The organism is Bacillus sp. RIT 809 (assembly GCF_016892495.1).
Classification (GTDB): Bacteria; Bacillota; Bacilli; order Bacillales; family Bacillaceae_G; genus Bacillus_A; species Bacillus_A cereus_U.
Genome location: NZ_JAFEMR010000018.1, coordinates 19,576 through 45,241 on the forward strand (window position 1 = coordinate 19,576; position 25,666 = coordinate 45,241).

The following is a 25,666-nucleotide window of genomic DNA, read 5'->3' on the forward strand; positions in this document are numbered from 1 at the left end:
TTTCTGTTAACGTTCAGTATATTTGTAAACGTTTCATACTGCGTATTTATTGAACTAAAGTGTTAAAAATACCAAATTTTATACTTTTCTAAATTATCAGAGAAAAACAAATTTTATATCCTATAATATCTTACGTATAATTATTCTTCCTTTTTTGTCATAAAATGAAGGTTTATTCATATTGAAAATATGTAGGCTAAAATAAGTGCAAAGGATATGAAAGTGTGTTACGATACACTTTGCTAAAAATAGATATCGGTAAAGAGGGGACGGACATGACAGCAATTCGCTCAAAAAACGGGCCAACAGAGAAATTAAGTTTATTCTTATTAACATGGCCTATTTTTCTAGAAGTTTTTCTTTTTATGCTGATGGGGATCGCTGATACTTTCATGTTAAGTGCATTATCAGACGATGCTGTATCTGGGGTTGGTGCAGCGAATCAATACCTTCATATCGCGATTTTAGTACTAGAAGTCATCGGGAATGGTGCAGCTATCGTTGTATCCCAATACCTCGGTTCTAAACGCTTTATGGAAGCATCAAAAATATCAGCATTAGCCGTCACATTAAATTTAGTGGTCGGACTCATTATAAGCGCTGGTTTTCTTTTATTTTCAAAACATATGATGATGGCAATGAATTTACAAGGCGATGTACTAACGTATGCACAAAGCTATCTATCCATCGTCGGAGGAGCTATTTTCCTTCAAGCTATTATTAACTCATTAGCCGCAATTATCCGCGTTCACGGCTTTACAAAGCAAGCAATGTTTGTTTCGCTTGGAATGAATATTATTCATATCGCCGGAAACTACGTACTTATTTTCGGGAAATTCGGTTTCCCTGAACTTGGTGTGCAAGGGGCTGCTATTTCTTCTGCTGTCAGCCGGTTAATCGCACTTATCGTTTTCTTCTGGTTACTGTATCGCGTTATGGAATACCGTGTGAAATTACAATATTACTTCACTTTATCAAAAGAATACGTTGGCAAAATTTTAAAGATCGGCATTCCATCGGCATTCGAGCAAGTCATGTATCAAGCTTGTCAAATTGTCTTCTTATATTACGCAACATACTTAGGTACGGAATCATTAGCAGCAAGACAATACGCTACTAACATTTCCATGTTCACTTATTTATTCGCCATTGCTATCGGTATGGGAACAGCTATTATCGTTGGACGCCTAGTTGGCGGAAATGAAAAAGATGAAGCGTACACACGTGTATGGAAAAGTGTACAATGGGCGATTGGTGTAACTCTATTTATGGTCATTCTCGTTGTTACATTCCGAACACAATTAATGGGATTATTTACGGATAATCCTCATATTATCTCTCTAGGAGCAAGCGTTCTTTTACTAAGTGTACTACTGGAAACAGGACGGACGATGAACATCGTCATCATTAATTCACTTCGTGCGGCTGGAGATGCCAAATATCCTGTTTTAATCGGAGCATTCTCCATGGTGTTAATGAGCTTACCACTCGGTTACTTTTTCACCTTCCATTTAGATATGGGTCTCGTTGGTATTTGGCTAGCGATCGCTATCGATGAATGGACGCGGGCGATTATTATGTTCTTCCGATGGAGAAGTAGATCGTGGGAAAGTTATGCACTTGTTAAACCTGATGAGCAAGATAAGAGCGTTTCTGTTCAAGCGCAATAAAATAAAAGTGTTTCTAAATGAAGAAAAGGCGGCTGATTTCAGTCGCCTTTTTCTTCATTCTCGGAAACTCTTACTTCGCTGTCTTTAAACAGAAAAAGAACTTGGATAAAATCGCTTTATACTAACTTAAGTTTAACTAGTATAAAAAAATAGAGCCATCCTTCTGTAATAGAAGAATGACTCTACTTTTTTATTGATAGATTTCTTTATATTTCTTATACTCTGCTTCAGAACATAATACGAAATGTCCTGGGCGAATTTCGCGCATTGTTGGCACTTCACTACCATAATCATGCTGCGATGGGTCGTATACGATACGTTTACGATTGCGCTCATAATCTGGATCTGGAAGTGGAATTGCTGATAGTAGTGATTTTGTATATGGATGCATTGGATTCGCATATAACTCTTCACTTGTTGTCAGCTCAACGATTTGACCACGGTACATTACACCAATGCGATCACTAATGTATTTTACCATCGATAAATCATGGGCGATGAATAAGTATGTTAAACCTTTTTCTCTTTGTAACTGTTTCAGTAAGTTTACAACTTGCGCCTGAATCGATACGTCAAGTGCTGAGATTGGTTCATCAGCAATGATAAATTCAGGTTCTACAGCTAGCGCACGAGCGATACCGATACGTTGACGTTGTCCGCCTGAGAATTCATGCGGGAAACGGTTCGCGTGCTCTTTATTTAAACCAACTGTATTTAACAGCTCGTGAACACGGTCCATACGCTCTTTTTTACCTTTGGCTAATCCGTGAATATCAACACCTTCTGCGATAATATCCCCTACTGTCATACGAGGATTTAATGATGCATATGGATCTTGGAAAATCATTTGCATTTTACGGTTGAACTTCTTAAGTTCTGCGCGTGATTTTTTCCCATGTACATTTTCACCATCGAACAACACTTCACCGGCAGTTGCATCGTATAAACGAATGATCGTTCTTCCAGTTGTTGACTTACCACAACCAGATTCTCCTACAAGTCCAAATGTTTCACCGCGGTAAATATCAAATGAAATATCATTAACTGCTTTAACAACACCACCACTCACATCAAAGTGTTGTTTCACATTTTTTACTTCAATTAATTTCTCACGTTGTTTAGTCATGTTGTTCACCTGCTTTCATTTGAAGAATACGTTTTTCAACAACTGCTGGTGGTTTTACTTCTGGCGCTTGCTCATGAAGTAACCAAGTTGCCGCATAATGTGTATCACTTACTTTAAATAAAGGTGGTTCCATTTCAAAATCAATTTTCAGTGCCTGTGGGTTACGTGGTGCAAAAGCATCACCCTTTGGCGGTTTTAATAAGTCTGGAGGCGTTCCAGGAATCGCATATAGCTCGTCCTCTGAACCATCTAAGCTTGGCATAGATGCGATCAAGCCCCATGTGTATGGATGTTGTGGATTGTAGAAAATTTCATCAACAGTTCCAATTTCAACAACTTTACCAGCGTACATAACCGCAACTCGGTCTGCAACGTTTGCCACTACACCTAAGTCATGCGTAATGAAAATGATTGCTGCTTCTGTTTTTTGCTGAATGTCCTTCATAAGCTCTAGAATTTGCGCCTGAATCGTAACGTCTAGCGCTGTTGTCGGCTCATCGGCAATTAATAATTTCGGATTACAAGCTAACGCCATCGCAATAACTACACGCTGTCTCATACCACCTGAGAATTGGTGAGGATATTGTTTTAAGCGTGCTCCTGGATTTGGAATACCTACAAGGTCAATTAATTCTAAAGCGACTTTACGTGCATCCGCTTTACTCATCCCTTGGTGTTTAATAAGACCTTCCATAATCTGATTACCAATTGTCATCGTTGGATTTAATGATGTCATTGGATCTTGGAAAATCATCGCAATATCTTTACCGCGTACTTGCTGCATTTCTTTTTCCGTTAATTTCGTTAAATCACGACCGTCAAATACAATCTCTCCATTTTTAATACGGCCTGGAGGATTCGGGATTAATCCCATTAGCGCTTTAGAAGTAACTGATTTCCCAGAACCAGACTCTCCTACAATCGCTAATGTTTCCCCTTTTTTCAAATCAAAAGTAACTCCGCGCACTGCTTGTACTTCACCTGCATGTGTATCAAAGGAGACTTGTAAATCTTTTACCTCTAACAATGTTTTCATTTTTACTTCTCCCTCCTCGTTTACTTACGCATTTTTGGATCTAACGCATCGCGTAATCCATCTGCCATTAAGTTGAATGCTAGAATTAACATACTGATGACAACCGCAGGGATGAACATCATGTGTGGATACGTTTGAATTGATTTATATCCATCATTTACAAGAGAACCAAGTGATGCGAATGGTGGCTGAATTCCTAAACCGATGAAGCTTAAGAATGCCTCACCAAACACCGCTGATGGAATTGTAAACATTGTCATTACGATAATTGGTCCCATAACGTTTGGAATTAAGTGTTTCACAATTAATTGTGTATTTGTTGCACCTAATGTACGAGATGCTAATACATATTCTTGGTTTTTTAATTTTAGGATCTGTCCACGAACGATACGCGACATCCCTATCCAACCTGTAATTGCCATCGCAAGTGTAATCGACCAAATACCTGATCCCATAATGATTACCATTAAAATAACGATGATTAAGTATGGAATACCATTAATAATCTCCATAATACGTTGCATAATATTATCTACTCTACCGCCGTAGAATGCTGAAATACCCCCGTATGCAACCCCGATTACTAAGTCAATTGCTGCTGCTAATAGAGCGATATATAATGATACGCGCGTACCTTCCCAAGTTCTTGTCCATAAATCACGGCCAAGATCATCTGTACCAAACCAGAAGTACTCTTTAATATCACGTTTTGCATATTGGTCAACACCATATTGATCTGTGCCGTCAAATGGTAACCAATGAATATTTTCAATCACTGGAATTTTCGGTGGCATTTTCGCACGACCTAAATCCTGCTCTTTATAAGAATGTTTACTTACCATCGGTCCAAAAATTGCTAGTAGTACAATAATGCTCAATAATCCGAAACCCAACATCGCGCCTTTATGTTGGAACAAGCGTCTTCGTACATCTTGCCAAAACGTTAAGCTTGGACGGGCAATGACTTCATTATCAACATTATTTTGATTGGCTTGTTGAAATAAATCTGGAGATAATTTTTGTACATCTTTCATCATTTTTTCCCTCCCGCTAAACGAATACGAGGATCAATAATTCCGTATAAAATATCGACAATGAAAATAACTAAGATGAAGATCGCACTATAGAAAATTGTAGTTCCCATAATAATTGTATAGTCATTCACTGTAATAGATTTAACGAACTGTTCCCCAAGTCCTGGTACAGCATAAATTTGCTCGATAACAAGTGTTCCTGTAATTAATGCAGCAACCATTGGTCCTAAAATTGTTACAACTGGAATTAACGCGTTACGAAGTGCGTGTTTGACAATGATAACGCCTTGACTAATTCCTTTTGCTTTCGCTGTTAAAATATAATCAGACTGCATAACTTCAATTAATTCTGCACGAGAGAAACGTGCGATTGTTGCGATAACTCCCATCGATAATGCAATTGTAGGCATTACTGTAAACTCTGGTCCTTTCCAGAACGCTACTGGGAACCAGCCAAGTTTTACCCCTACGAAATATTGTAGTAATGCGGCGAATACGAACGATGGTACCGACATCCCGAGTACCGAAATAACTGTTGCACTATAATCGACCCATGTATTATTACGAAGTGCCGCAACAATTCCTAAAAGTAAACCGATAAATGTTCCTAATATAATCGCTTGTAAACCAAGTTGTGCTGATGGTCCAATGCGATCCACAATCATGTCTGTTACTGGGCGGTTATCATATTGGAATGATACCCCTAAATCACCTTGCGCTAAGTTACCTAAGTAACGTGCATATTGAACTGGTACTGGATCATTTAAACCATATTTGTCAAGAATGATTTCTTTTTGTGCCGGTGATAATTTCTCCTGGTTTTTAAGTGGAGAACCCGGTAGTAATTTCATCAAAAAGAAAGTCAGTGTAGTAATTAAAAATAATGTCAAAGCCATGTACACGAAACGTTTTAATACATAACGTCCCATAGTCAAGCACCTCCCCGTTTTTCTCAAAAGCAATAAGATAGTTTGAAATATTCTTACTTTTATTTTTTTAAAATAAGAGCACATGCCCATCATAGGCATATACCCTTATTCATGATGGAAACCATTTTTAGTTTTTGAGTTCAACCCACTTATAGCTAAATTCTCCGCCATATTTATGTTCTAATAGGCCTGTAATTGAACTACGTTGTAAATATGCCTTTCCAGGTTGATATACTGGAGCAATCGCTGCATCTTCAAGCAGTTGTTGTTCTGCTTTTAATAGAGCATCCCAACGAGCTTGTACATCTACTTCTGTTTTGGCTTTCTTAATTAGTGCATCATAAGCTGGATTTGCGTAATTCACTTTATTTTGTGAATTGCCTGTTGTATACATTTCAAGGAATGACATTGGATCCATATAATCTGGACTCCATCCCGCATATGACATCGCATAATCTCCACTTGCTTCAAGTTTTAATTTTTGTGCAAATGGCTGCATTTTTGTTGAAACTGTTAAACCTGGTAAGTTCTTTTCGAATTGTCCCTTTAAATACTCTCCGATTTTTTTGGCATCATCAGTATCAAAGTTTAATAACTCTAACTCTACTTTGTCTACACCAAGTTCTTTTTTACCAGCTTCCCAATATTTTTGAGCTTCTTTAACATCCTCTTTTATAAGCTTTCCGTTCTCTTCACGGAAGTCTTTTCCGTTAGGTCCTTTTGCCAAACCCTTCGGAACAAAACCATACATTCCTTCTGAACCATCGTTTAAGATAACTTTCCCGATATTTTCACGTTCAAAGGACATCGCAATTGCTTTTCGGATATTTTTATTTGCTAAAAATTTATTTTTTTCATTTAAACGAATGAATTGTGTAGATGGTCTCTTAATTGTTTTAAAATCAGCATCTGATTTGTATTTATCTACAAACTCTGATGTTAATACTACACGATCAATCGCTTTTGTTTCATATAAATTTATAGCCGTTGAACGATCCTTAACAATATTGAAGTTTATTTCCTCAAGTTTTACTTCTTTATTTTCCCAATACGTCGGGTTCTTCGTCAATTTGAAACTTTGTTCATGCTTCCATTCATTTAAAACGAATGGTCCATTGTAAAGTGTCGTATTGGATTCTAATCCGAATTTATCTCCTTGTTCTTTTACAAACTTCTCATTCAAAGGATAAAATGTTGGATAGACTGTTAAACTTACAAAATAAGGAACAGGGTTGTCTAATTCCACTTCAAATGTGTGATCATCAATGGCCTTTACACCAAGTTCTTCAACTGGTAACTCTTTTTTGTTAATTTTCTCCGCATTTTTAACATCAAATAGTATGTAAGCAAACTTGGCACCCGTATTTGAATCTATAGCTCTTCTCCAAGAATAAACGAAGTCTTTAGCTGTTACAGGTTCACCATTCGACCATTTCGCATCTTCACGTAATTTAAATACATACTTTTTACCATCTTCTGATTTCTCATAAGATTTAGCGACTCCCGGAACAAGTTTATCGTCTTTCCCCAGACGATACAATCCTTCCATTGTATTATTCATAATGTTAGAAGATGCTGCATCCGTTGATAACGTCGTATCCATTGTTGGTATCTCAGCAGTTTCTGTTAGATTCAATACTTGCTTATTTGAAGTACTGGATCCTTTCGCGCTTGCCTTATTATCATCTTTTTGATAACTACAGGCTCCTAGCACACTTACTGTCAACGTCGATGCAAGCAATAGCGGTATCTTTTTCTTCATGTTGTATTGCCTCCCCTAATTGCACTTCCTGTACCCTCACTTGTAGAAAAACAGAATTGAAAGAATAATCTCCAAGTTTCTACAATTTTCATTATACATATAATATGACGATTGTGAATATAGTTTTTTGTTTTTTTGTTAAAATTTTTAATAAAATGTTTATATTTTTAATTTTTCGTAAAGGGATAGGTTAACATTGCTACCATCATCTTGAAATTAGAACCGCAATTGCGTATAATTTTCAAAAAATTATTTATATTACTTATTATAGCTTTTATAGTATAATAATTCTAGTAATATTTTGACGGAGGGGAATATTTTGAATAAAGTTTTTTTTCATACTTGTATACTATTTTTGGTTGCGATAATCGCTTCTAGTGTGGGCGCATTCCTCGTTTCATCTCAGTTTTTGTTGAATTTTGTCAACATCTCATTCTATATTGCATTGATTTTTATTCTTATAGGTGGTTTTTTATTCATATTTCAAAATGGATTTTTTAACGTAACAATTTACGCATTCCAAAGAGTATTTGGTACGAATAAAAAAATTGACTCTTTAATTGAAGAAGCAGAGGAACCTATCGATAAGAAAGAACGTATTTATAAAACATATTCATTCAAATGGACGTATCCGATTTGTATTACCGGCATCGTACTTGGGTTGTTCTCGATCCTCATTAGCTTTACTATTTTGATGTAGTTTGCAAACACTGCTCCATATGATATAATAATCAGCAAAACATTTTGTTATAAAACTTTAGTTCTTTCATATTAAAAGGGCTCAGTTAACAATAAATTTATATGTATGCGATGATAAAGAAGAGTACATATTGGGGCAATTTCAGAGAGCTTGTGGGTGGTGTGAACAAGTAATTGTACAGTATGGAATGGGCTTTTGAGCACCAAACCGAACCGAAAGTAGTAGGCTTTGGCGTTATATCCAGACGTTATTATGGATCTTGAGAGATTTCACAGCTGTGAAATAATTAGGGTGGTACCGCGGTCCATTCGTCCCTATGTAATTTGGGATGAATGGGCTTTTTTGTATGCCTTCTCTTCCCCATCGCACATTCAATTTTAGGAGGAATTACTTATGTCAGTTATCTTTTCTGGTATTCAGCCAAGCGGAACAATTACACTTGGAAACTATTTAGGAGCTATGAAGCAATTTACAGAGCTTCAAAACGAACACGACTGTTATTTCTGTATTGTAAACCAACATGCGATTACAGTACCTCAAGACCCTGTAGGGCTTCGCAAAAACATCCGCAGTCTTGCTGCGCTATACGTTGCATGCGGCATCGATCCTGAAAAAGCTACTTTATTTGTACAATCAGAAGTACCAGCACACGCTCAACTAGGATGGATTATGCAATCCGTTGCTTACGTTGGAGAATTAGAACGTATGACACAATATAAAGACAAAGCTTCAGGAAGAGATTCAGTTCCAGCTGGATTACTTACATATCCACCATTAATGGCTGCTGATATTTTACTTTACAACACAGAAATCGTGCCTGTTGGTGATGACCAAAAGCAACATATGGAATTAACACGTGATCTAGCAGAGCGTTTCAACAAACGCTTCCGTGAAGTGTTCATAGTTCCTGAAATTCGTATTCCAAAAGTAGGAGCTCGCGTTATGTCATTAACAGAACCTACGAAAAAAATGAGTAAATCTGATCCAAATCCAAAATCAATGATCAGTATGCTTGATGAGCCAAAAACAATCGAAAAGAAAATAAAAAGTGCCGTAACTGACTCTGAAGGCATCGTTAAATTTGATAAAGAGAACAAACCTGGAATCTCTAACTTATTAACAATTTACTCTTCATTCTCAGGAAAAACAGTAGAAGAAATAGAAGCAATGTACGAAGGAAAAGGATACGGCGACTTCAAAGGTGACCTAGCACAAGTAGTCGTAGAAGCAATTCGTCCAATCCAAGACAAATATAACGAACTAATTAACTCCCCAGAACTAGACGAAATTCTAGACAAAGGTGCCGAAAAAGCAAACCGCGTTGCATTCAAACAACTACGCAAAGTAGAAAACGCAATGGGACTAAGCAGAAAACGTAGGTAACATAAAAAGCGGAAGCGGCTCGTTCAGCTCTGACTGGCTAAGGTTCTTTCGCATAAAAGGCGCTTTTTGCCTTCTTATGCGGAAGGTTCTTAGACACGAAGAGCTTGCCGCTGGAGCTAGATTTCACATAAAGCGGAAGCGGCTCGCTTAGAATGTGAGGGGGATGGAGCTCCTGACGTAGAGGCGTTTTTTGCCTCGCAGGAAGGCGCGAAGCCACCGAACATTCTTGCCACCTCCATAAAAAAAACCGCCAATTGGCGGTTTTTTTAATTTACCTTCTGCTCATTTTCCATTTCCCATAACTTTTCAAAAAACGGCTGTCCTTTTACAAGGCGCTCACATAATTGCTCGTGCTTCTCAGACCATCCAGTTTTCGCTTCATCATAAAGTTTAGCCCAAACATCTTCAAACTCCATATGTTGGACCATTCCATACGCTGATGGATCCCACTCTGTGAACCAATAGCGAATTTCAGCTGGATTTTTCGTTGTATGTAATTGATCTAACGCCATAAATAATAATTGTTTTAGCTGTCTTTCTTTACGAGTTAGGCCATTCATAATGAACGGTGATGGTGATAAAATATGATGTTCTTTTTCAATCTCTTCCACTTGGAACTCATACTTTTCTGCTTGCACATTTTCTACCATCTCATATACCATCTGTTCTTGACGAGGTATAAGCCTACTTTTTCTAATTGGCACATTATAGCCAATTGAATCAATCGCAATAATTCCTTTTCCATCTGTAACTACAAAACAATATTCTTGTTGCAAACGTTCGTGATTTTTACGAATATAAGCCTTATGATATACGTCTTCCAATAATTTTTGCGGAAGCTCTAATAATTCGTTCTCGATGTAATGATATAATGTGGCATCTACTTTTAATAATGGCACTTGATCTAATAGCTCAATCGTATCATCTTTCCGCCATTCGTAAAAATGACAAACGTTATACCCATTCTCTTCACCTTCAAACCAATTTACCCATACATCATGTAGATATAACATTCACTACCCCTCACTTCACTACTGTTTGTACCAATCATTATGTTCATTTTTGCTTAATTTTATTCCACTTAAGGAAATATATTCTAATTATTATTTTTTCTTCTATAATATAAAAAAAGCAGGAGGTAACGCTCCTGTTTTTTTATGAAACATGAAATGTATTTGCTTTATTCAATATTTCTTTCGCATCTATAGATAATAAAGACAGTGTATTTTCTCCTTCAAATGCTACACAGTCTTTCACAATATGAAATCCAAGTGCATAGCCAAGCATTTTCGGATACGAGTGCAGTCCATTTAATAAAACATCATGCTCCCTCGTACCTCTCTTTACATCTATTCGTTCTTGTATTGAATTTCTCCAATAATAAATAGCATCTTCTTTTGAAATATAAGTAGTCCATGGTGCACATCTTTTTTCTGTATACCTTTCATACACAGCTTGCTCAGCTAACCCTTCCATAATCATCGTATCAAGTAATGTATACTCTGTTTCCTTCGTCTCAATTTGATGTAATCTACATATATGGTGGTATTCATGCGTTAATAAAGCTTTTAGTTCCTCTACTGAATTACGTCCACATACGAATAAGAAAATAACGTGACGCATAGATAAACCAGCCTTCCCGTTATATTCCTCTTGTACCGTTCGATTATATGAATCTGATAATAAAATAAAGATAGGGACATCTGGACCTTTTAGCCAACTTTTCAATTTTTCATACTCCATGCTAAGTTCTTTCCAAATTTCTTTCTTCTCTAACTCTTTAATTTCCTGCTCCCCCCGCATTACTGGGCGATACATACCTTTAGAGATTAAAAAACGATACAGCCTCTCTTTTGGCAATGGAATATACTTTGTAAATTTCTCACAAAGCTTTTCTGGGCGTCCATAATACAGATGTAACCATTCTGCCGTTTCAACAACCCCCACCCTTCATCCCTCCTTTTCTTATGTATATGCAAAAAAAGAAAGGAACGTAAAGGTGATAAAAAATAAATAAGGTGTCTTTTCGTAGTACTTTACGAAAAGACACCTTATTGTACATATTACTTATATGCTTTAAATACTAATACTGCGTTATGACCACCGAATCCTAATGAATTACTTAATACAGCCCGCACTTCTTGATGTCTCGCTGTATTTGGTACGTAATCTAAATCACATTCTGGATCTGGTGTTTCATAGTTAATCGTCGGAGGAATTACTCCGTCTGTAATTGATTTAATAGAGAAGATCGCTTCAACAGCACCAGCTGCTCCTAATAAATGACCTGTCATTGATTTCGTTGAGCTAATCGCTACTTTATATGCATGCTCACCGAAAGTTTCTTTAATTGCCATCGTTTCATACTTTTCATTTGCATCCGTACTTGTACCATGCGCATTAATGTAATCAATATCTTCTGGCTCTAGACCTGCATCAGCTAAAGCTTGACGCATCGCACGAACTCCGCCTTCACCGCCAGGAGCAGGCATTGTAATATGGAACGCATCACCAGTTGCACCATAACCAGCAATTTCCGCATAAATGTGGGCACCACGTGCTAATGCGTGCTCTAATTCTTCAAGAATAAGAATTCCTGATCCTTCACCCATTACGAAACCACTACGGTTTTTATCAAATGGGCGGCAAGCCGTTGCTGGATCTTCATTGAATGTTAATGCTTTCGCTGAACTAAACCCAGCGAATGCCATGCTTGTTAACGGCGCTTCTGCTCCGCCTGTTATCATCGCATCAGCATCACCGCGCTGAATTACTTTAAACGCATCACCAATTGAGTTTGCTCCAGATGCACAAGCTGTTACAGAGCAAGTATTAATCCCTTTCGCTCCTGTAGCAATCGATACTTGACCTGCTGCCATATCTGGAATCATCATTGGTACGAAGAATGGGCTCACGCGGCGCGGACCTTTTTCAGTAAAAATCTTAAATTGTTCTTCGTATGTTTCCATACCACCAATACCAGAACCAACCCACACACCAATGCGTGGTGCATTTTCTTCTGTAATTTCAAGCTTCGCATCTGCTACTGCCATTTTCGCTGCTGCTACTGCATATTGCGTAAAGCGGTCCATACGGCGCGCTTCTTTTTTATCTATATATTTTTCGACTTCAAAGTCGTTAATTTCTGCTGCTACTTTTGCAGGAATTTGTTCTGAATCTATTCTTGTAAGTCGTCCGATTCCGGATACACCGTTTTTAATGTTTTCCCAAGCTGTTTCAACATCTGTTCCGATCGGTGTAACAGCTCCTAGCCCTGTAATTACGACCCTCTTTTTTTCCATACAAAATACACTCCTTTTTTTCTCTCAGTCCTTATTTACCCCAACGAAGAGCTACTGCTCCCCATGTTAACCCGCCGCCAAAACCAACTAGTATAATTAAATCACCATCTTGAATACGTCCATTTTGCAATTCCTCTACCATTGCAATTGGAATTGAAGAAGCCGATGTATTACCGAACTTTTCAATTGTCATACTCATTTTTTCTTTCGGTAAATTTAATCTTTCTCTTGCAGATTCCATAATACGAATATTCGCTTGATGTGGTACTAAGAAGTCCACATCCTCTTTCGTAAGTCCCGCTTTTTCTAACACGCGAAGACAGGAATCACCAAGTTGGCGAACAGCAAATTTAAAGACTTCTCTGCCGTTCATCATAACATACTCGTCTTGATAAAGATGCTTACCGCCACTTCCGTCCGCTCCTAATTCAAAGGAAAGTACACCTTTTCCTTCCGAAACAGCTCCCATTACGATAGCACCTGCTCCGTCTCCAAATAGTACTGCTGTATTTCGATCGTTCCAGTCTACAATTTTAGATAGTTTGTCACTACCAACTACTAATACATTTTTATAAGTTCCCGTTTGAATAAATTGCTGCGCTGTAATCATTCCGTACATAAAGCCAGCACACGCTGCACTTAAATCCATCGCGGCTGCGTGTTTTGCGCCAATTGCTTCTTGGATTACACAAGCTACTGCTGGGAATGCGCGATCTGGCGTTACTGTTGCCACTAAAATAAGATCGATATCCTCTCCGCTAATCCCAGCATCTTCAAGTGCTTTTTTAGAAGCCTCTACCGCCATATATGAAGTATCTATTGTATCATCGGCAATGCGTCTTTCTGCAATTCCCGTTCTCGTACGAATCCACTCATCAGATGTATCTACGATTTTCTCTAAATCGTGATTTGTGACTACTTTTTCTGGCACATATCTTCCGACCCCTAAAATGCCCACGTTCACATCGCAGCCCTCCATTTTATATCAATTATTATGACTTGGTACTAATTTTAAAACATAAATGTACTTTTGTCTAGAATATATTTCAGCTAAAAAATAAAGACAGCATATTACTAACTTTATTTTTCATTAAAAGAAACAGAAAAATTCCTGTCCTTTCAAAATATAAATTATTCCACACACTTACCCTTACTCCGCTCGATACTAAAAAAAGCCCCAACCGCTTCTATCCACGGTTCGAGCCTCTCTCCCATCAAAAAGAAGATTTTTTATTCTTTATCCGCTTTCCTTCAAAACTAAGGCGTTCTCCTTTAACCTCATCATCCCTCTGTTCTTACCTCGCTCGAGACTAAAAAAGGCCCTTACCGCTTCTACTCACGGCTCGAGCCCCTCTCCCCTCCCAAAAAGAAGGGGTTTTTTTCAGTTTTATTCTTTATCCGCTTTCCCAAGCTCATATGCTTCGCCCATTACTTTCATCAATAGCTCTAACACCGGCTGTGCTTTCTCCATATCAAGCGCAATTCCATTAGAATCTAAAATTGCCTTAGCTTCTGGTAAATGCTTCATTGCGATTTGTAAAAATTGCATACTTTTTTCGTTCATGTAATCTCTTCCTCTCCATTAAAGCTTTTCAATCAATTATCCATACAATAGTTTAACACGTGCGCTACCCTTCGTATAACTCTTTATATTTTTTCATATGTGCCAATTGTTTATTTAAACCGAATTCTACTGGTGTATTTTTTTGAATAGAAATAACCTCTACAGCTTCATCTCTTACTTCCACATTTTTTTTATTTACTTTATCATCTGCATGCAGCAAGGTCATACCTTTTTCCCATAACTCTTCTTTTCCACTAAGTAAATTATATACACCGAGGTGCTTTACATTCATTCCATGTTCCCATAAATATTCACATACATCTTCAATGTAAAGTAAATCGCTTCCTATTTCTCCATTTATACAACGGCACTCTTTTTCATCAAGTTCTGATAAAATAAGCTGATGATACATCATAAACGACGGTTGCCACGGCCCATATAATGTAGGAACTCGATATGCACTATATTGTAATTCGCCTTTTTTCAACCCTTCTTCCACCTTCGAAAATAGACGTTTGTTTTCGGATTCTTCAGTGCTTCCTATTTCAATAGAAGAAATTAGATTTAACTTTACGTTATTTTTTTCACACATCCTTACGATTCGTTTTAAATATTGTAATATGACCCTTTCATTCCGAAATCCACTTTGCTGATTCGGCTCATACAAACAAAAATAAACTGTATCGAAACTCTCTTCCTCTACCGATCGCCATCCGTCTTCATCCCTTATAGAATAGTACGTAAATAACGCATTTCGCCCAATCAACAATAATTTCTCTTCATTAATTTTTGTCATACTATCAAATTCATCAAAATCAAGACCATACACTTCTATTTCTTCTGCAATCATTTTATTTACAAGGTGATAACCTACAAACGTAAGTGCACCTATAATCAGCACGCGTTTCATACCACCAACCCTTTCCCCTTGAAACAAATAGCTCCTCATTTATGTATATGGGAGCTTCACAATTCTTCTTCATATTTTTTAAAGAAATCAGTCGTTTGTCTAACCATTTTATATTTCACATCTTGCAGATGAAATAAAACAGAAGTATCGCATTGATTTAATTGCCTCATTTTCTCGTATTTACGTAACAATTGTTTTCTTCCTCTTTTTTCTTGTGTTGATACGAAAATTTTAACAGGTACACAAGACGGAAGAAGCGCAAATGATTTCTTATTTATTTTTGATTCTAATTCTTCTTCTTTGGAATCATACGCCAAACTTAATTCCTTCACTAATCTTTTGTAAAAAAACTTATGCTCTTTCTCAAACTCCACATATTCTGGTAAATCTAAACACGGATTTAACATAACGACCGAACGTATACATTCAGGGTACTTGTTCATCATCTCCAGTGCTACAAGTGCTCCCATACCATCTGCCATAATGTGCATTTTCGTATTCAATGTCTCTTTTCTTAGAACGACATCATACAAACGTTTTGCTAGACGAACAGCTCGGTCGTTCCCCCAATGCCTTCCGTATAAGTTAGACGAAAAGACTGTGTAACCTTTTTCAATAAGGCCCTGTAAAAAATAAGCTCTCCCTGCATGCTGTGTCCATAAACTTGTACCATTCTCAATAAAATAGTTATAATCTCCTAGGAGCATAACAGAAAATCCATTTGGCTTTTCCGGTAAATAAATTACACATGGTTCTTTTTCTAAGTAAAAAAAACGTTCTGTAATACTCATTTTTCCCCCGCCTTATTTTCTAAACGTATAAAAGTACTCTTTTATAATGTATGAACAGAATGCAAATTTGCGTTGAAAAATCTACAAATATTTTTCTATATTCTTTTTTCAATTGTGTTACAATAAGGACAGATTGAACGAATAGAGGTGTAAAATATGCGTTTCATTTGGGCATTAATTTGGTCGTTCGCGCTTGTACATATGATGAGCTACGTAATCGGCTCTATGACTGGCGGTACATACGATTTTAACCAAGCGTCTATTTTCTCAGTTGTTCTTGCGGTATTAGTATTAGCGATTGCAGCTGCGATTCCAAACGAGCCAGTAGAACAACACTAAAAAGAGTCCGGATTTTATCCGAACTCTTTTTTTAGTTTACATGAACGACTAATTCATTATTCTCAACATCAACAACTACATGACTATTATCAGTAATCGTTCCTGCAATCAATTCTCTCGCTAATTTCGTTTCAACTTGACGCTGTACGTATCGTTTTAACGGACGAGCTCCGTACATCGGATCGAATCCAGCTTCTACAACAAATTCTTTTGCAGATTCCGTCAATTCTAATGATATGTGGCGATCTGCTAAACGCCCTTGTAATTCTTGTACAATCTTATCAACAATATCTTTAATTTCATTCCTTGTAAGAGGTTTGAATAAAATAATTTCATCGACACGGTTTAAGAATTCCGGTCGGAAATGTCCTCTTAATTGTCCCATTACAAGTTCTCTTGACTCTTCTTTAATAGAACCATCTTCTTCTAGCCCTTCTAATAAGTGCGCCGATCCAATATTTGAAGTCATAATAATAACCGTGTTTTTAAAGTCTACTGTACGTCCTTGTGAATCTGTAATGCGTCCATCGTCTAACATTTGTAATAAAATGTTGAATACTTCTGGATGTGCTTTTTCGATTTCATCTAACAAAATAACAGAATACGGTTTACGTCTTACTGCTTCTGTTAATTGTCCGCCTTCTTCATATCCAACATATCCAGGAGGCGCACCAATTAAGCGTGACACTGCGTGTTTCTCCATATACTCAGACATATCGATACGAATCATTTGCTCTTCACTGTCAAATAACGTTTGTGCTAACGTTTTTGCAAGCTCAGTTTTACCAACACCTGTAGGGCCTAAGAAAATGAATGAACCAATTGGACGATTCGGATCTTTAATGCCAGCGCGAGCACGAAGAACTGCGTCTGATACAAGGCTTACCGCTTCCTCTTGACCGATAACACGCTCTGATAAAATTTGTTCAAGACGTAATAATTTCTCACGTTCACCTTCAACGAGTTTTGCGACAGGAATACCAGTCCACCTTGAAACAATGTCTGCAATTTCTTCTTCACTTACTTCCTCGCGTAATAAACGATTCTCTTGTTTATTATGTGCACCCATCTCTTCCGCTTCTTTTAACTCTTTTTCGATAGCTGGAATTTTCCCGTGGCGAAGCTCAGCTGCTTTATTTAAATCGTAATTTCCTTCTGCTTCTTCTAACTCACGGCGCAAACGCTCTAAATGTTCACGTAAGTCACGCACTTTATGAATGTCTTCTTTTTCTTTCTCCCATTTCGCTCTCATACTACTTGCAACTTCTTTTAAATCCGATAATTCACGTTGCAATGTTTTTAGGCGCTCTTGACTACCTAAGTCCTTTTCTTTCCCAAGAGCAGCTTCTTCAATTTCCAGCTGCATAATGCGGCGCGTTACTTCATCTAATTCTGTTGGCATAGAATCAATTTCTGTTCGAATTGTTGCACAAGCTTCATCAACAAGATCAATTGCTTTATCGGGCAAAAAACGATCTGAAATATATCGATCTGATAAAACAGATGCTGCTACAATCGCGCGGTCATGAATATTTACACCGTGATAAATTTCAAAACGCTCTTTTAAACCACGTAAAATGGAAATTGTATCCTCAACAGTTGGCTCTTCTGCTAATACTTGTTGGAAACGTCTTTCTAATGCTGGATCTTTCTCAATATATTTACGGTATTCATCTAATGTCGTTGCCCCGATACAATGCAGTTCACCACGTGCTAGCATTGGTTTTAACATATTTCCTGCATCCATCGCTCCTTCTGTTTTACCAGCACCGACGATTGTATGAAGTTCATCAATGAATAATAAAATGCGGCCTTCACTCTTTTTAATTTCATTTAATACAGCTTGCAGACGCTCTTCAAACTCACCGCGGAATTTTGCTCCGGCCACAAGTGCACTCATATCTAAAGCGAAAATCGTTCTATCTTTTAATCCTTCTGGGACATCTTTTTTCACAATACGCTGTGCTAATCCTTCAACAATTGCTGTTTTACCAACACCTGGTTCCCCGATTAAAACAGGGTTATTTTTCGTTTTACGTGAAAGAATACGGATCACGCGGCGAATTTCACTATCTCTACCAATTACAGGATCAATTTTCCCCGCTCTTACTTCCGCCACTAAATCACGGCCATATTTTTCTAACGCTTCATAAGTTACTTCTGGATTTTGACTAGTCACTCTTTGATTCCCCCGAACTGTCATTAAAGACTGTAATAAGTTATCTTTCGTAATATGAAATTTTGTAAATAATTGATTTATATCGCCTTTTTCTTCAGAAAAAGCAAGTAATACATGTTCGACTGAAATATAGTCATCTTGCAATTTCTCCGCTTCTTTTCCTGCTCTTACAAGCAGTTGTTGCAAAGCACCTGTTACATATAATTTCCCTGCCTCTGCCCCGCTTCCAGTTACAGAAGGCTTTTTCTTAATTAAACTTTCTACACCTTGCTTTAACGCTTCTATATCGACATTCATTTTTTGAAAAATACGTACTGTTAATCCGTCTTGCTGCTCTAATAACGTAAGCAACAGATGAACAGTATCTACTTCTTGATGATGATGAGATACCGCTAAAGATTGAGCACTCATAATCGCTTCCTGTGTTTTCGTTGTCATTTGATTTAAGTCCATCTTTACAGCCCTCCAAATGTTTGACTTTCTTTGACCTTTGATTTGATTATACGCCAACTGACTTTTTTATACAATAATTTTGCTTATGTAGTTCCAACTTATTATTGGAAAAAGAAAAAAGTAACATTCATTTTCCTAATCAAAAAAAGCCGCAATAACGATTGCGGCTTCTGTTACGGTTTTCTTTTATATGTCCACTGACGGTTATGATTTGCGTTCTCTGGAAACCTTTCCCCGGCAGTTAATTTCACCATTTGTGGATCTTTCACCATACTTCCCGTTTCACCAATTTCTACGTAAATGCCATCATTTGGCGCCTTTTGCCCTGAACGAAACCTGCGATTTTGTCCCATTTCCATTCTCCTTCCATGACGTCTTGCCTCATTAGTATATCCATTTTAAAAGAAAGCTTTTCTGTCATGTTTAGGAAACAGTACTACTGTTTATCCATGTACATATATATAATTACACAAGCTTAAGCAGGAATTATTGGTATATTTGTTGAAAAAAAAGAAACCAACCTAAGTTTAGGCCAGTTCCAAAGGAGAGTCAAACATATACGAGAAGATTACATGTTCATTATAAGTCGCATCATCCAAACAATGTAACCCTTTTCACAATTTGTACATAATGAAAGAAACATTGTTTGAACTTTCTAAAAAGATATTGACTTTCCCCTGATTTCCAATGAGAAATAGTAGACACCACAGCGCTTCGCGACGTAAGATGGATATATAGTGAAACTTTCATCTACAGTAGTTTCACCCAGTCTAACCTCTTATTTCTGCATATTAAAAACGGAAATACAGATAGAAACAAAAAAATTATTATAAGAGGTGAAATTATGAATAAACAACATTTAATCGCATTAGACTTAGACGGAACTTTATTAACAGACAACAAAATAATTTCTCCAAGAACGAAAAAAACAATTGCAAAAGCAAAAGAACAAGGTCATATTGTCGTTATTTCAACAGGGCGCCCATTCCGCGCTAGTTACGATTATTATAAAGAACTTAGCCTTAACACACCAATCGTAAACTTTAATGGAGCTTACGTGCATCACCCTCTTGATTCAAGTTGGGGAACACATCACTCTCCTCTTGAACTTTCAACAGCGCAAGAAATCGTCCGAGCTTGCTTTGATTTCGGCGTGAAAAATGTCTATGCTGAAGTCATCGATGATGTGTATGTCCGTGAAATTGATGAAGATAAAAAACATATTTTTGAATTCGGTTCTCCTAAGATTTTCACAGGAGATTTATTAAATACTTTAAACGACCATCCAACTTGCTTATTAATCGATGCACATGACGAGCATTCTGCTGCAATTCGCCAACATTTAACAGATATGCATGCTGAAGTCATCGACCATAGAAAATGGGGTGCACCTTGGCCAATTATTGAAATTGTAAAAAGCGGATTAAATAAAGCTGTCGGATTACAAAAAATTTCAGGCCATTATAATATTCCTAAAGAGCGAATTATCGCTTTTGGTGATGAGGATAACGACTTTGAAATGATCGAATTTGCTGGTCATGGAATCGCAATGGGTAATGCAATTCCTGAATTAAAATCACTCGCAAATCATACGACATTAACGAATGAAGAAGATGGTATCGCTCTATATTTAGAAGAGGTTCTTGGATTGTAATCTAAAAATTCCCTGCTTATAGTTTCTCGCCAAACGCTCATACTATTATTAGACGCAAAAGTCAGCGCGTCAATTGTTTTCAGCTAAATAAAGGGGGTTTTTCGAATGGGTAAAAAGAACAAATCAAAACGTTTTATCCAGCAAGGAGCCGATGCTGTTATGAAGCATGATGCAAGATTCCCGTACAGAGGTACATTAGCTGAGGCAGAAAAAGCGAGAAGTAACTCTTCGTTTGGAGGGGTTTAATGGGAAACTTACTATTCCAACAAGCTAGAGACGCTGTTTCAAGTGCCGTTTCTTGTTCAAGTGGCGCTGAACAACAGGAACTCGTTTATAGAGCAAAAAACTCTTTGCACTCTGCTTATGCAAACTCTTCAACTGCTGAAAAAGTTCAGCTACGTGAAATGCAGGAGCAATTGCAAAACATTACGAATTCGCATTAAAAAAGAGGACCAGCTTTGGTCCTCTTTACTCTTTTCGAAATAACCCAAACACTCCGACCGTTTGCAGTATATTTGTAAATGCACCTGGGTCCACTTGTTTAATAACCCTCTCTAATTCGTACAGCTCGTAACGAGTAATAACAATCATTAACATTTCTTTATTTTCATTTGTATAAGCACCTGTTGCTGGTATAGTTGTAATCCCTCTCACTAAGCGAGAGTGAATCGCTTTTCGCACATCTGCCCCGTTCTTTGTAACAATTAATGCCGTAATCTTCACATGACGGGTATGAATCGCATCAATAATTCTCGTTGATATATACAAAGTGACTAAAGTATATAATGCTTTTTCCCATCCATACACATAGCCAGCAGCGATAATGATAATTGCATTAAAGAAGAAAAAATACGTGCCGATAGGCTTATCTTTTATCTTTGATAAAATCATGGCGATAATATCTAGGCCACCTGTAGAAGCACCCCACTTTAAAGCAACTCCTACCCCAATCGCTGAAATAATACCACCAAAAATCGCATTCAATATAATATCATTCGAAACCGCTCTAACTGGGATAATTTCTAAAAACAAAGTCATAAATATAACACAGAGAAAACTAAAAAACGTAAAAGCCTTTCCAACCTTTTTCCACGCTAAAATAACGACGGGAATATTAAATAAACTAAACAATACACCCGTAGATATATGAATGGATAAAAAGTCACCTAATACTTGCGATAATAATTGAGACAATCCAGCAAAGCCACTCGCATATACTTTCGCTGGTGTTAAAAATAAATTCATCCCAATCGCATTTAATAAACCTGCAATAATCACAACGACTAACTTCTTAATAAGTTCAGTATAATTCAGCTTCAAATCCATTTCTAATCCACCTTTAGTATTCATGAATGCACCGCTATACATAGTCTTTACGAAAAAGGAAATGATAAACATACAACGTTTAGAAATGGAGTTGATACATATGCCACATACGAGCGATAACGACAAAAAAGCACGCGACAATAATGCAAAGCGCACTCAAAAAAATGAACAAGAGCAAAAAAATATTCAGCAAGGAAAACGTGCATATTCTAAGAAAACCGATCACCTTTGATTACATCGTACATCAACGTTAATGTTGATGTACTTTTTTTACATTTTACAGGGAAAAAACATTAAAAATTCACTTCATGTTCACTTCTATATTCTACAATAGCGATAACATATTCGGATGAGGTGTTAGCATGAAAGGAAAAAATACATTCATTATCACTGCACTAATAAGTATATTAATGCTATCTGCTTGCGGACAAAAAAATGACTCGGCCACAATCGCTACAACAACAAACTCAACCATTACGAAGAGCGATTTCGAAAAACAATTGAAAGATCGATACGGAAAAGACATGCTATACGAAATGGTAGCACAAGATGTTATTACTAAAAAATATAAAGTATCTAATGATGCAGTAGATAAAGAAGTAGAAAAAGCAAAAGATCAATATGGAGAACAATTCAAAGCAACACTAGAAAATAATCGTTTAAAAGATGAAGAAGATTTCAAAAATCAAATTAGATTCAAACTTTCATTAAATGAAGCGATTAAACAAAGCGTTACAGAAAAAGATGTGAAAGACCACTATAAACCAGAAATTAAAGCTAGTCACATTTTAGTAAGTGACGAAAATGAAGCGAAAGAAATAAAGAAGAAATTAGATACCGGCACTTCATTTGAAGAATTAGCGAAACAAGAGTCTCAAGATATATTATCAAAAGATAATGGCGGAGACCTCGGATACTTCGGGGCAGGCAAAATGACACCTGAATTTGAAAAAGCTGCCTACAAATTAAAGGTTGGACAAATTAGCAATCCCGTTAAATCACCAAACGGCTATCACATTATTAAACTAACTGATAAAAAAGATTTAAAACCTTACGATAAAGTGAAAGACTCTATACGTAAAGACTTAGAAGAAGAACGTATTGCCGACCCTTCCTTCGGTCAAAAATTATTACAAGATGAATTAAAGAAGGCGAATATTAAAATAAACGATAATGATTTGAAAGATACATTTTCTCATCTTTTTGGGAAAGGGAACTAAAACAAAGCACGATCTTATTTTTTTAAATAAGGTCGTGCTTTTTATTCTTTCATTAATACTTTCAGCTTTTTCTTCAGACTTTTATAATGCCAATTGATGTGATCTAGTTCTATCTCTACTTCAATTAATATATCTATTAAGTCGTCTTTATTTTGCTGAAAGTTCACCATACTCTCAAGCAACTTTTCAAACCTTTGACTACTCTCATATATATCATTTAAATCCGTCGCTAATATTTCACGTTCTTTTTCAGAGGATAATACGGAACGACGGTTTATTAATTGTTCCAGTTCATTATCTTGCACTTCCGTACCTCCGTTTCAATATCTCATCTATTCTTTCTTAATCTCTTGTAACTAAAAGCATACAAAATTCAACTGAAGCTATTAGGGGCACCATACCCAAAAAAGAAAACTGTACATTTAGACATAAAATTGACGCATTTCAATTTATTCCCTGTACGTTAAGGAACTAGTTTGTATATTTGTGGAGATATACGAGACAGGTGTGAATTTAGGGGAATCCAATATTTTCTATTCAAATATGATAGAATGGAAATATATCCAAAAGGAGGAACAACAAATGAACTCAAACACAAAACAGTTTATTTATGATATCCAGCAAAGAAAGAACAATTATATGAAAAATGTATTAATAGCAATACAACACCCTAAAAAAGAGCAATCTGAACAGGTCATTCAAAATATAGTAGAGAAGATGGATATGATGATTAGTTTAGTTACTACTTATATGAGGATTGAATTAGGATCTACGGAAGAATTAGAAGCACTTCAGGAAGAAATCATTCATGCTCAAGCATATATTCAAAAACGAAAATTTGAAGAAACACAGAGATAAAACCCTGTATTTTTATTTGGGCGTCTATGACGCCAATCTGTTATAAATCAAACTAGATGTAATTTGATCATTGTTTTGGCATAATCCATACAATTTGTTGAATACGTACAATATGCGGCACCTTATCTTCAGTGAGCAAATGATCTGGTTTCACATTCTTTAACTTTCCTCTTACATTACCTCTTACAGTTTCAATAACCACATGTTTACCAATTACCGATTGTAATGTCTGATATAAGGTACACTTACCATATCTTGTTCACTAAAAGTCATTTGCCTCTAAATAACTCATTCTATAGGACTCCTTTCTAACTTACATTTTTTCTCTTAATATATGATATAAATCTTATAACTATACTAGAAGGATAATTCATTATAGGAACGAAAATAACATTTTAATAAGGTGCGTTTTCTATTCCTAAATTGCTAAAAAATTATTTATATAAGGTTACTTTTACTAGTTAATAGGTGATTATATAGGGATATTTTGAATGTACATCCAGGCTGTTCCTTTCAAGATATGTATCATTTTAAATACGCCCTTTATTAGAATAGTGCTCATACATTTTTTGAGATTCTTTAGTAATACGTGCGTTAAGTAAAATTGCTAACAATAAAAACACTCCATATTTTCCCCCTGTAGCTCCTATGATAATCACACGACTACAAACAAGCACAATTAATAGGATAAACGAAATAAATACAGTCATAATTCTTTGACATTTCCTCGTATTTTATGCGTTCTTTCCTTGCATCCATCTAAATTATCCATTTCACAATAAAATAAATCCCTACCTTAAAAAGAAAAATCTGTCCATTTAAATAATTAGTTTGTTTTTTTAGCAACTAATGTATATAACATGAAAAGAAATCCTACCAATATTAAGCTTTCCACTATGATAATCCCGACCCTCTCCTTCCTTTTAACCCCCAACACATCAGATGAAAATTATGTATATCCCATATTAACTGCAGCAAACAAAAAGGATCTTCCCTTCTCGTAAAGGCTGATCCTTTTCTTCGTTCATTCAACTATTTTTAGCTATTCTTGATTAATTAGAATAACAGCTGGTCCATCTACACGAATTCCACCAACTTCGATTTTTTCATAAGGCTCAACCGTAATAGAAATGATCCCTTCCCGCTTCTTTAATTCATTACTTAATTCTTTTGTTAACATTTTTTTCATGTGTGCACTCCTTCTTACTGCTTAATTTACTATTGTTATGTAAATGAAATTTAAAATGGTTTCCTGGTCTGGAAACCATTTTTTGTAGTTGACCATATGGTGTTACCAGTTCGTTTATCAATTTTACGTAAAGAAGATAAACAATTACTATTCACTGTCTCAATAGATGTAAGAAACTCTTAAAGATAGCGGTGAGATTGATTGTTTTTTCTTCTAGAAATAATGACTTAGATAGTATATT

The 25,666-nt window shown here is 36.4% G+C and carries 27 protein-coding genes, 2 pseudogenes and 1 other annotated feature; of the genes and pseudogenes, 10 read left to right on the plus strand and 19 right to left on the minus strand.

Going from position 1 to position 25,666, the window contains the following annotated elements; all coding sequences use genetic code 11:
* Nucleotides 1–224: 224 nt before the first annotated feature.
* Nucleotides 225–1,670 carry an MATE family efflux transporter gene (locus JTF23_RS19020; RefSeq protein WP_070146320.1) on the plus strand — a complete coding sequence of 482 codons (1,446 nt, stop codon included), beginning with the start codon at nt 225–227 and terminating at the stop codon, nt 1,668–1,670.
* 190 nt (nt 1,671–1,860) lie between these two features.
* Here JTF23_RS19020 and JTF23_RS19025 read toward each other — a convergent pair whose 3' ends face one another.
* From JTF23_RS19025 to JTF23_RS19045, 5 genes are all read right to left on the minus strand, one after another.
* The gene (locus tag JTF23_RS19025; RefSeq protein ID WP_078173317.1) at nt 1,861–2,796 is read right to left on the minus strand and encodes an ABC transporter ATP-binding protein; all 936 of its coding nucleotides are present in this window, start codon (nt 2,794–2,796) and stop codon (nt 1,861–1,863) included.
* The gene (locus tag JTF23_RS19030; protein ID WP_078180014.1) at nt 2,789–3,832 is read right to left on the minus strand and encodes an ABC transporter ATP-binding protein; all 1,044 of its coding nucleotides are present in this window, start codon (nt 3,830–3,832) and stop codon (nt 2,789–2,791) included. The genes JTF23_RS19025 and JTF23_RS19030 overlap by 8 nt, the downstream gene beginning before the upstream one ends.
* 20 nt (nt 3,833–3,852) lie before the next feature.
* Nucleotides 3,853–4,869 (minus strand): oligopeptide ABC transporter permease, encoded by a 1,017-nt coding sequence (opp3C, locus tag JTF23_RS19035; RefSeq protein ID WP_078180013.1) that lies wholly within the window; start codon nt 4,867–4,869, stop codon nt 3,853–3,855.
* Nucleotides 4,866–5,795, minus strand: a complete 930-nt coding sequence (opp3b, locus tag JTF23_RS19040; RefSeq protein ID WP_078180012.1) for an oligopeptide ABC transporter permease — start codon at nt 5,793–5,795, stop codon at nt 4,866–4,868. The genes opp3C and opp3b overlap by 4 nt, the downstream gene beginning before the upstream one ends.
* A gap of 127 nt (nt 5,796–5,922) precedes the next feature.
* On the minus strand, nt 5,923–7,557 hold the full coding sequence (locus JTF23_RS19045; protein ID WP_002158890.1) for a peptide ABC transporter substrate-binding protein: 1,635 nt from the start codon (nt 7,555–7,557) through the stop codon (nt 5,923–5,925).
* Nucleotides 7,558–7,876: 319 nt separating this feature from the next.
* On the opposite strand from JTF23_RS19045, the gene JTF23_RS19050 reads away from it, so the two are divergent.
* Nucleotides 7,877–8,257: a DUF3899 domain-containing protein gene (locus JTF23_RS19050; protein ID WP_002158891.1), complete on the plus strand. Its 381-nt coding sequence runs from the start codon at nt 7,877–7,879 to the stop codon at nt 8,255–8,257.
* A gap of 101 nt (nt 8,258–8,358) precedes the next feature.
* Nucleotides 8,359–8,576: a binding site (T-box leader), on the plus strand.
* Nucleotides 8,577–8,650: 74 nt separating this feature from the next.
* A complete protein-coding gene (gene trpS, locus JTF23_RS19055; protein ID WP_002158892.1) occupies nt 8,651–9,640 on the plus strand; it encodes a tryptophan--tRNA ligase in 990 nt (329 codons plus the stop codon).
* Nucleotides 9,641–9,906: 266 nt separating this feature from the next.
* Here the strand turns inward: trpS and JTF23_RS19060 are convergent, their stop codons facing one another.
* The 7 genes from JTF23_RS19060 to JTF23_RS19090 form a co-directional block, all read right to left on the minus strand.
* Nucleotides 9,907–10,653 carry a YjbA family protein gene (locus tag JTF23_RS19060; RefSeq protein ID WP_002030367.1) on the minus strand — a complete coding sequence of 249 codons (747 nt, stop codon included), beginning with the start codon at nt 10,651–10,653 and terminating at the stop codon, nt 9,907–9,909.
* A 142-nt stretch (nt 10,654–10,795) separates the two neighbouring features.
* Complete coding sequence (locus JTF23_RS19065) at nt 10,796–11,587, minus strand: DUF2268 domain-containing putative Zn-dependent protease (RefSeq protein ID WP_002149838.1); 792 nt, start codon at nt 11,585–11,587, stop codon at nt 10,796–10,798.
* Between the two features lie 116 nt (nt 11,588–11,703).
* Nucleotides 11,704–12,942: a beta-ketoacyl-ACP synthase II gene (gene fabF, locus JTF23_RS19070; protein ID WP_002011323.1), complete on the minus strand. Its 1,239-nt coding sequence runs from the start codon at nt 12,940–12,942 to the stop codon at nt 11,704–11,706.
* A gap of 31 nt (nt 12,943–12,973) precedes the next feature.
* Complete coding sequence (fabH, locus tag JTF23_RS19075) at nt 12,974–13,906, minus strand: beta-ketoacyl-ACP synthase III (RefSeq protein WP_002149840.1); 933 nt, start codon at nt 13,904–13,906, stop codon at nt 12,974–12,976.
* A gap of 423 nt (nt 13,907–14,329) precedes the next feature.
* Entirely contained in the window at nt 14,330–14,506 is a 177-nt protein-coding gene (locus JTF23_RS19080) for a ComZ family protein (protein WP_002011319.1), read from the minus strand.
* Nucleotides 14,507–14,570: 64 nt separating this feature from the next.
* Nucleotides 14,571–15,443, minus strand: coding sequence for an NAD-dependent epimerase/dehydratase family protein (locus tag JTF23_RS19085; RefSeq protein ID WP_002158895.1), 873 nt, complete (start codon nt 15,441–15,443; stop codon nt 14,571–14,573).
* A 29-nt stretch (nt 15,444–15,472) separates the two neighbouring features.
* On the minus strand, nt 15,473–16,207 hold the full coding sequence (locus JTF23_RS19090) for a lipase family protein (RefSeq protein WP_002149846.1): 735 nt from the start codon (nt 16,205–16,207) through the stop codon (nt 15,473–15,475).
* A gap of 156 nt (nt 16,208–16,363) precedes the next feature.
* Here JTF23_RS19090 and JTF23_RS19095 point away from each other — a divergent pair, with 156 nt between their 5' ends.
* Nucleotides 16,364–16,546 carry a YjzD family protein gene (locus JTF23_RS19095; RefSeq protein ID WP_001211111.1) on the plus strand — a complete coding sequence of 61 codons (183 nt, stop codon included), beginning with the start codon at nt 16,364–16,366 and terminating at the stop codon, nt 16,544–16,546.
* Nucleotides 16,547–16,577: 31 nt separating this feature from the next.
* Here JTF23_RS19095 and clpB read toward each other — a convergent pair whose 3' ends face one another.
* Both clpB and JTF23_RS19105 read right to left on the minus strand, forming a co-directional pair.
* Nucleotides 16,578–19,178: an ATP-dependent chaperone ClpB gene (gene clpB / locus JTF23_RS19100; RefSeq protein ID WP_204209388.1), complete on the minus strand. Its 2,601-nt coding sequence runs from the start codon at nt 19,176–19,178 to the stop codon at nt 16,578–16,580.
* Between the two features lie 173 nt (nt 19,179–19,351).
* The gene (locus tag JTF23_RS19105) at nt 19,352–19,531 is read right to left on the minus strand and encodes a YjzC family protein (protein ID WP_002117000.1); all 180 of its coding nucleotides are present in this window, start codon (nt 19,529–19,531) and stop codon (nt 19,352–19,354) included.
* 491 nt (nt 19,532–20,022) lie between these two features.
* Between JTF23_RS19105 and JTF23_RS19110 the strand changes: the two genes are divergently transcribed.
* The 3 genes from JTF23_RS19110 to JTF23_RS19120 all read left to right on the plus strand — a co-directional run bounded on the left by JTF23_RS19110 (nt 20,023) and on the right by JTF23_RS19120 (nt 21,275).
* Complete coding sequence (locus JTF23_RS19110) at nt 20,023–20,832, plus strand: Cof-type HAD-IIB family hydrolase (protein WP_088077984.1); 810 nt, start codon at nt 20,023–20,025, stop codon at nt 20,830–20,832.
* Between the two features lie 105 nt (nt 20,833–20,937).
* The gene (locus JTF23_RS19115; RefSeq protein WP_000516816.1) at nt 20,938–21,078 is read left to right on the plus strand and encodes a hypothetical protein; all 141 of its coding nucleotides are present in this window, start codon (nt 20,938–20,940) and stop codon (nt 21,076–21,078) included.
* A complete protein-coding gene (locus JTF23_RS19120) occupies nt 21,078–21,275 on the plus strand; it encodes a DUF3813 domain-containing protein (RefSeq protein ID WP_002011309.1) in 198 nt (65 codons plus the stop codon). Before JTF23_RS19115 ends, JTF23_RS19120 begins: the two co-directional genes overlap by 1 nt.
* A 25-nt stretch (nt 21,276–21,300) precedes the next feature.
* On the opposite strand, the gene JTF23_RS19125 is transcribed toward JTF23_RS19120, so the two are convergent.
* Entirely contained in the window at nt 21,301–22,158 is an 858-nt protein-coding gene (locus tag JTF23_RS19125) for a YitT family protein (RefSeq protein ID WP_204209389.1), read from the minus strand.
* A 100-nt stretch (nt 22,159–22,258) separates the two neighbouring features.
* On the opposite strand from JTF23_RS19125, the gene JTF23_RS19130 reads away from it, so the two are divergent.
* Nucleotides 22,259–22,390 (plus strand): DUF3941 domain-containing protein, encoded by a 132-nt coding sequence (locus JTF23_RS19130; RefSeq protein WP_001120851.1) that lies wholly within the window; start codon nt 22,259–22,261, stop codon nt 22,388–22,390.
* Between the two features lie 130 nt (nt 22,391–22,520).
* Nucleotides 22,521–23,378, plus strand: coding sequence for a peptidylprolyl isomerase PrsA (gene prsA, locus JTF23_RS19135; RefSeq protein ID WP_204209390.1), 858 nt, complete (start codon nt 22,521–22,523; stop codon nt 23,376–23,378).
* A gap of 41 nt (nt 23,379–23,419) precedes the next feature.
* Here prsA and JTF23_RS19140 read toward each other — a convergent pair whose 3' ends face one another.
* Complete coding sequence (locus JTF23_RS19140) at nt 23,420–23,683, minus strand: hypothetical protein (RefSeq protein ID WP_204209391.1); 264 nt, start codon at nt 23,681–23,683, stop codon at nt 23,420–23,422.
* 277 nt (nt 23,684–23,960) lie between these two features.
* Here JTF23_RS19140 and JTF23_RS19145 point away from each other — a divergent pair, with 277 nt between their 5' ends.
* Nucleotides 23,961–24,236 (plus strand): hypothetical protein, encoded by a 276-nt coding sequence (locus JTF23_RS19145; RefSeq protein ID WP_016104166.1) that lies wholly within the window; start codon nt 23,961–23,963, stop codon nt 24,234–24,236.
* Between the two features lie 67 nt (nt 24,237–24,303).
* Here the strand turns inward: JTF23_RS19145 and JTF23_RS19150 are convergent.
* The 3 genes and pseudogenes from JTF23_RS19150 to JTF23_RS19160 all read right to left on the minus strand — a co-directional run bounded on the left by JTF23_RS19150 (nt 24,304) and on the right by JTF23_RS19160 (nt 25,425).
* A pseudogene (locus JTF23_RS19150) lies at nt 24,304–24,528 on the minus strand (DUF2642 domain-containing protein).
* Between the two features lie 238 nt (nt 24,529–24,766).
* Nucleotides 24,767–24,995 (minus strand): annotated as a pseudogene (locus JTF23_RS19155) (hypothetical protein).
* Between the two features lie 283 nt (nt 24,996–25,278).
* Nucleotides 25,279–25,425 (minus strand): BC1881 family protein, encoded by a 147-nt coding sequence (locus JTF23_RS19160; RefSeq protein ID WP_000738547.1) that lies wholly within the window; start codon nt 25,423–25,425, stop codon nt 25,279–25,281.
* Nucleotides 25,426–25,666: the final 241 nt, after the last annotated feature.

Excerpts from the sequence above, each read along its gene's own strand:
- clpB (WP_204209388.1), bottom strand. The coding sequence starts at position 19,178 with ATGGACTTAAATCAAATGACAACGAAAACACAGGAAGCGATTATGAGT.
- trpS (WP_002158892.1), top strand. The coding sequence starts at position 8,651 with ATGTCAGTTATCTTTTCTGGTATTCAGCCAAGCGGAACAATTACACTT.
- JTF23_RS19025 (WP_078173317.1), bottom strand. The coding sequence starts at position 2,796 with ATGACTAAACAACGTGAGAAATTAATTGAAGTAAAAAATGTGAAACAA.
- JTF23_RS19115 (WP_000516816.1), top strand. The coding sequence starts at position 20,938 with ATGGGTAAAAAGAACAAATCAAAACGTTTTATCCAGCAAGGAGCCGAT.
- JTF23_RS19090 (WP_002149846.1), bottom strand. The coding sequence starts at position 16,207 with ATGAGTATTACAGAACGTTTTTTTTACTTAGAAAAAGAACCATGTGTA.
- JTF23_RS19080 (WP_002011319.1), bottom strand. The coding sequence starts at position 14,506 with ATGAACGAAAAAAGTATGCAATTTTTACAAATCGCAATGAAGCATTTA.
- JTF23_RS19095 (WP_001211111.1), top strand. The coding sequence starts at position 16,364 with ATGCGTTTCATTTGGGCATTAATTTGGTCGTTCGCGCTTGTACATATG.
- JTF23_RS19105 (WP_002117000.1), bottom strand. The coding sequence starts at position 19,531 with ATGGGACAAAATCGCAGGTTTCGTTCAGGGCAAAAGGCGCCAAATGAT.
- JTF23_RS19145 (WP_016104166.1), top strand. The coding sequence starts at position 23,961 with ATGAACTCAAACACAAAACAGTTTATTTATGATATCCAGCAAAGAAAG.
- JTF23_RS19045 (WP_002158890.1), bottom strand. The coding sequence starts at position 7,557 with ATGAAGAAAAAGATACCGCTATTGCTTGCATCGACGTTGACAGTAAGT.
- opp3C (WP_078180013.1), bottom strand. The coding sequence starts at position 4,869 with ATGATGAAAGATGTACAAAAATTATCTCCAGATTTATTTCAACAAGCC.
- fabF (WP_002011323.1), bottom strand. The coding sequence starts at position 12,942 with ATGGAAAAAAAGAGGGTCGTAATTACAGGGCTAGGAGCTGTTACACCG.
- JTF23_RS19110 (WP_088077984.1), top strand. The coding sequence starts at position 20,023 with ATGAATAAACAACATTTAATCGCATTAGACTTAGACGGAACTTTATTA.
- opp3b (WP_078180012.1), bottom strand. The coding sequence starts at position 5,795 with ATGGGACGTTATGTATTAAAACGTTTCGTGTACATGGCTTTGACATTA.
- prsA (WP_204209390.1), top strand. The coding sequence starts at position 22,521 with ATGAAAGGAAAAAATACATTCATTATCACTGCACTAATAAGTATATTA.
- JTF23_RS19060 (WP_002030367.1), bottom strand. The coding sequence starts at position 10,653 with ATGTTATATCTACATGATGTATGGGTAAATTGGTTTGAAGGTGAAGAG.
- JTF23_RS19125 (WP_204209389.1), bottom strand. The coding sequence starts at position 22,158 with ATGGATTTGAAGCTGAATTATACTGAACTTATTAAGAAGTTAGTCGTT.
- JTF23_RS19130 (WP_001120851.1), top strand. The coding sequence starts at position 22,259 with ATGCCACATACGAGCGATAACGACAAAAAAGCACGCGACAATAATGCA.
- JTF23_RS19030 (WP_078180014.1), bottom strand. The coding sequence starts at position 3,832 with ATGAAAACATTGTTAGAGGTAAAAGATTTACAAGTCTCCTTTGATACA.
- JTF23_RS19160 (WP_000738547.1), bottom strand. The coding sequence starts at position 25,425 with ATGAAAAAAATGTTAACAAAAGAATTAAGTAATGAATTAAAGAAGCGG.
- JTF23_RS19120 (WP_002011309.1), top strand. The coding sequence starts at position 21,078 with ATGGGAAACTTACTATTCCAACAAGCTAGAGACGCTGTTTCAAGTGCC.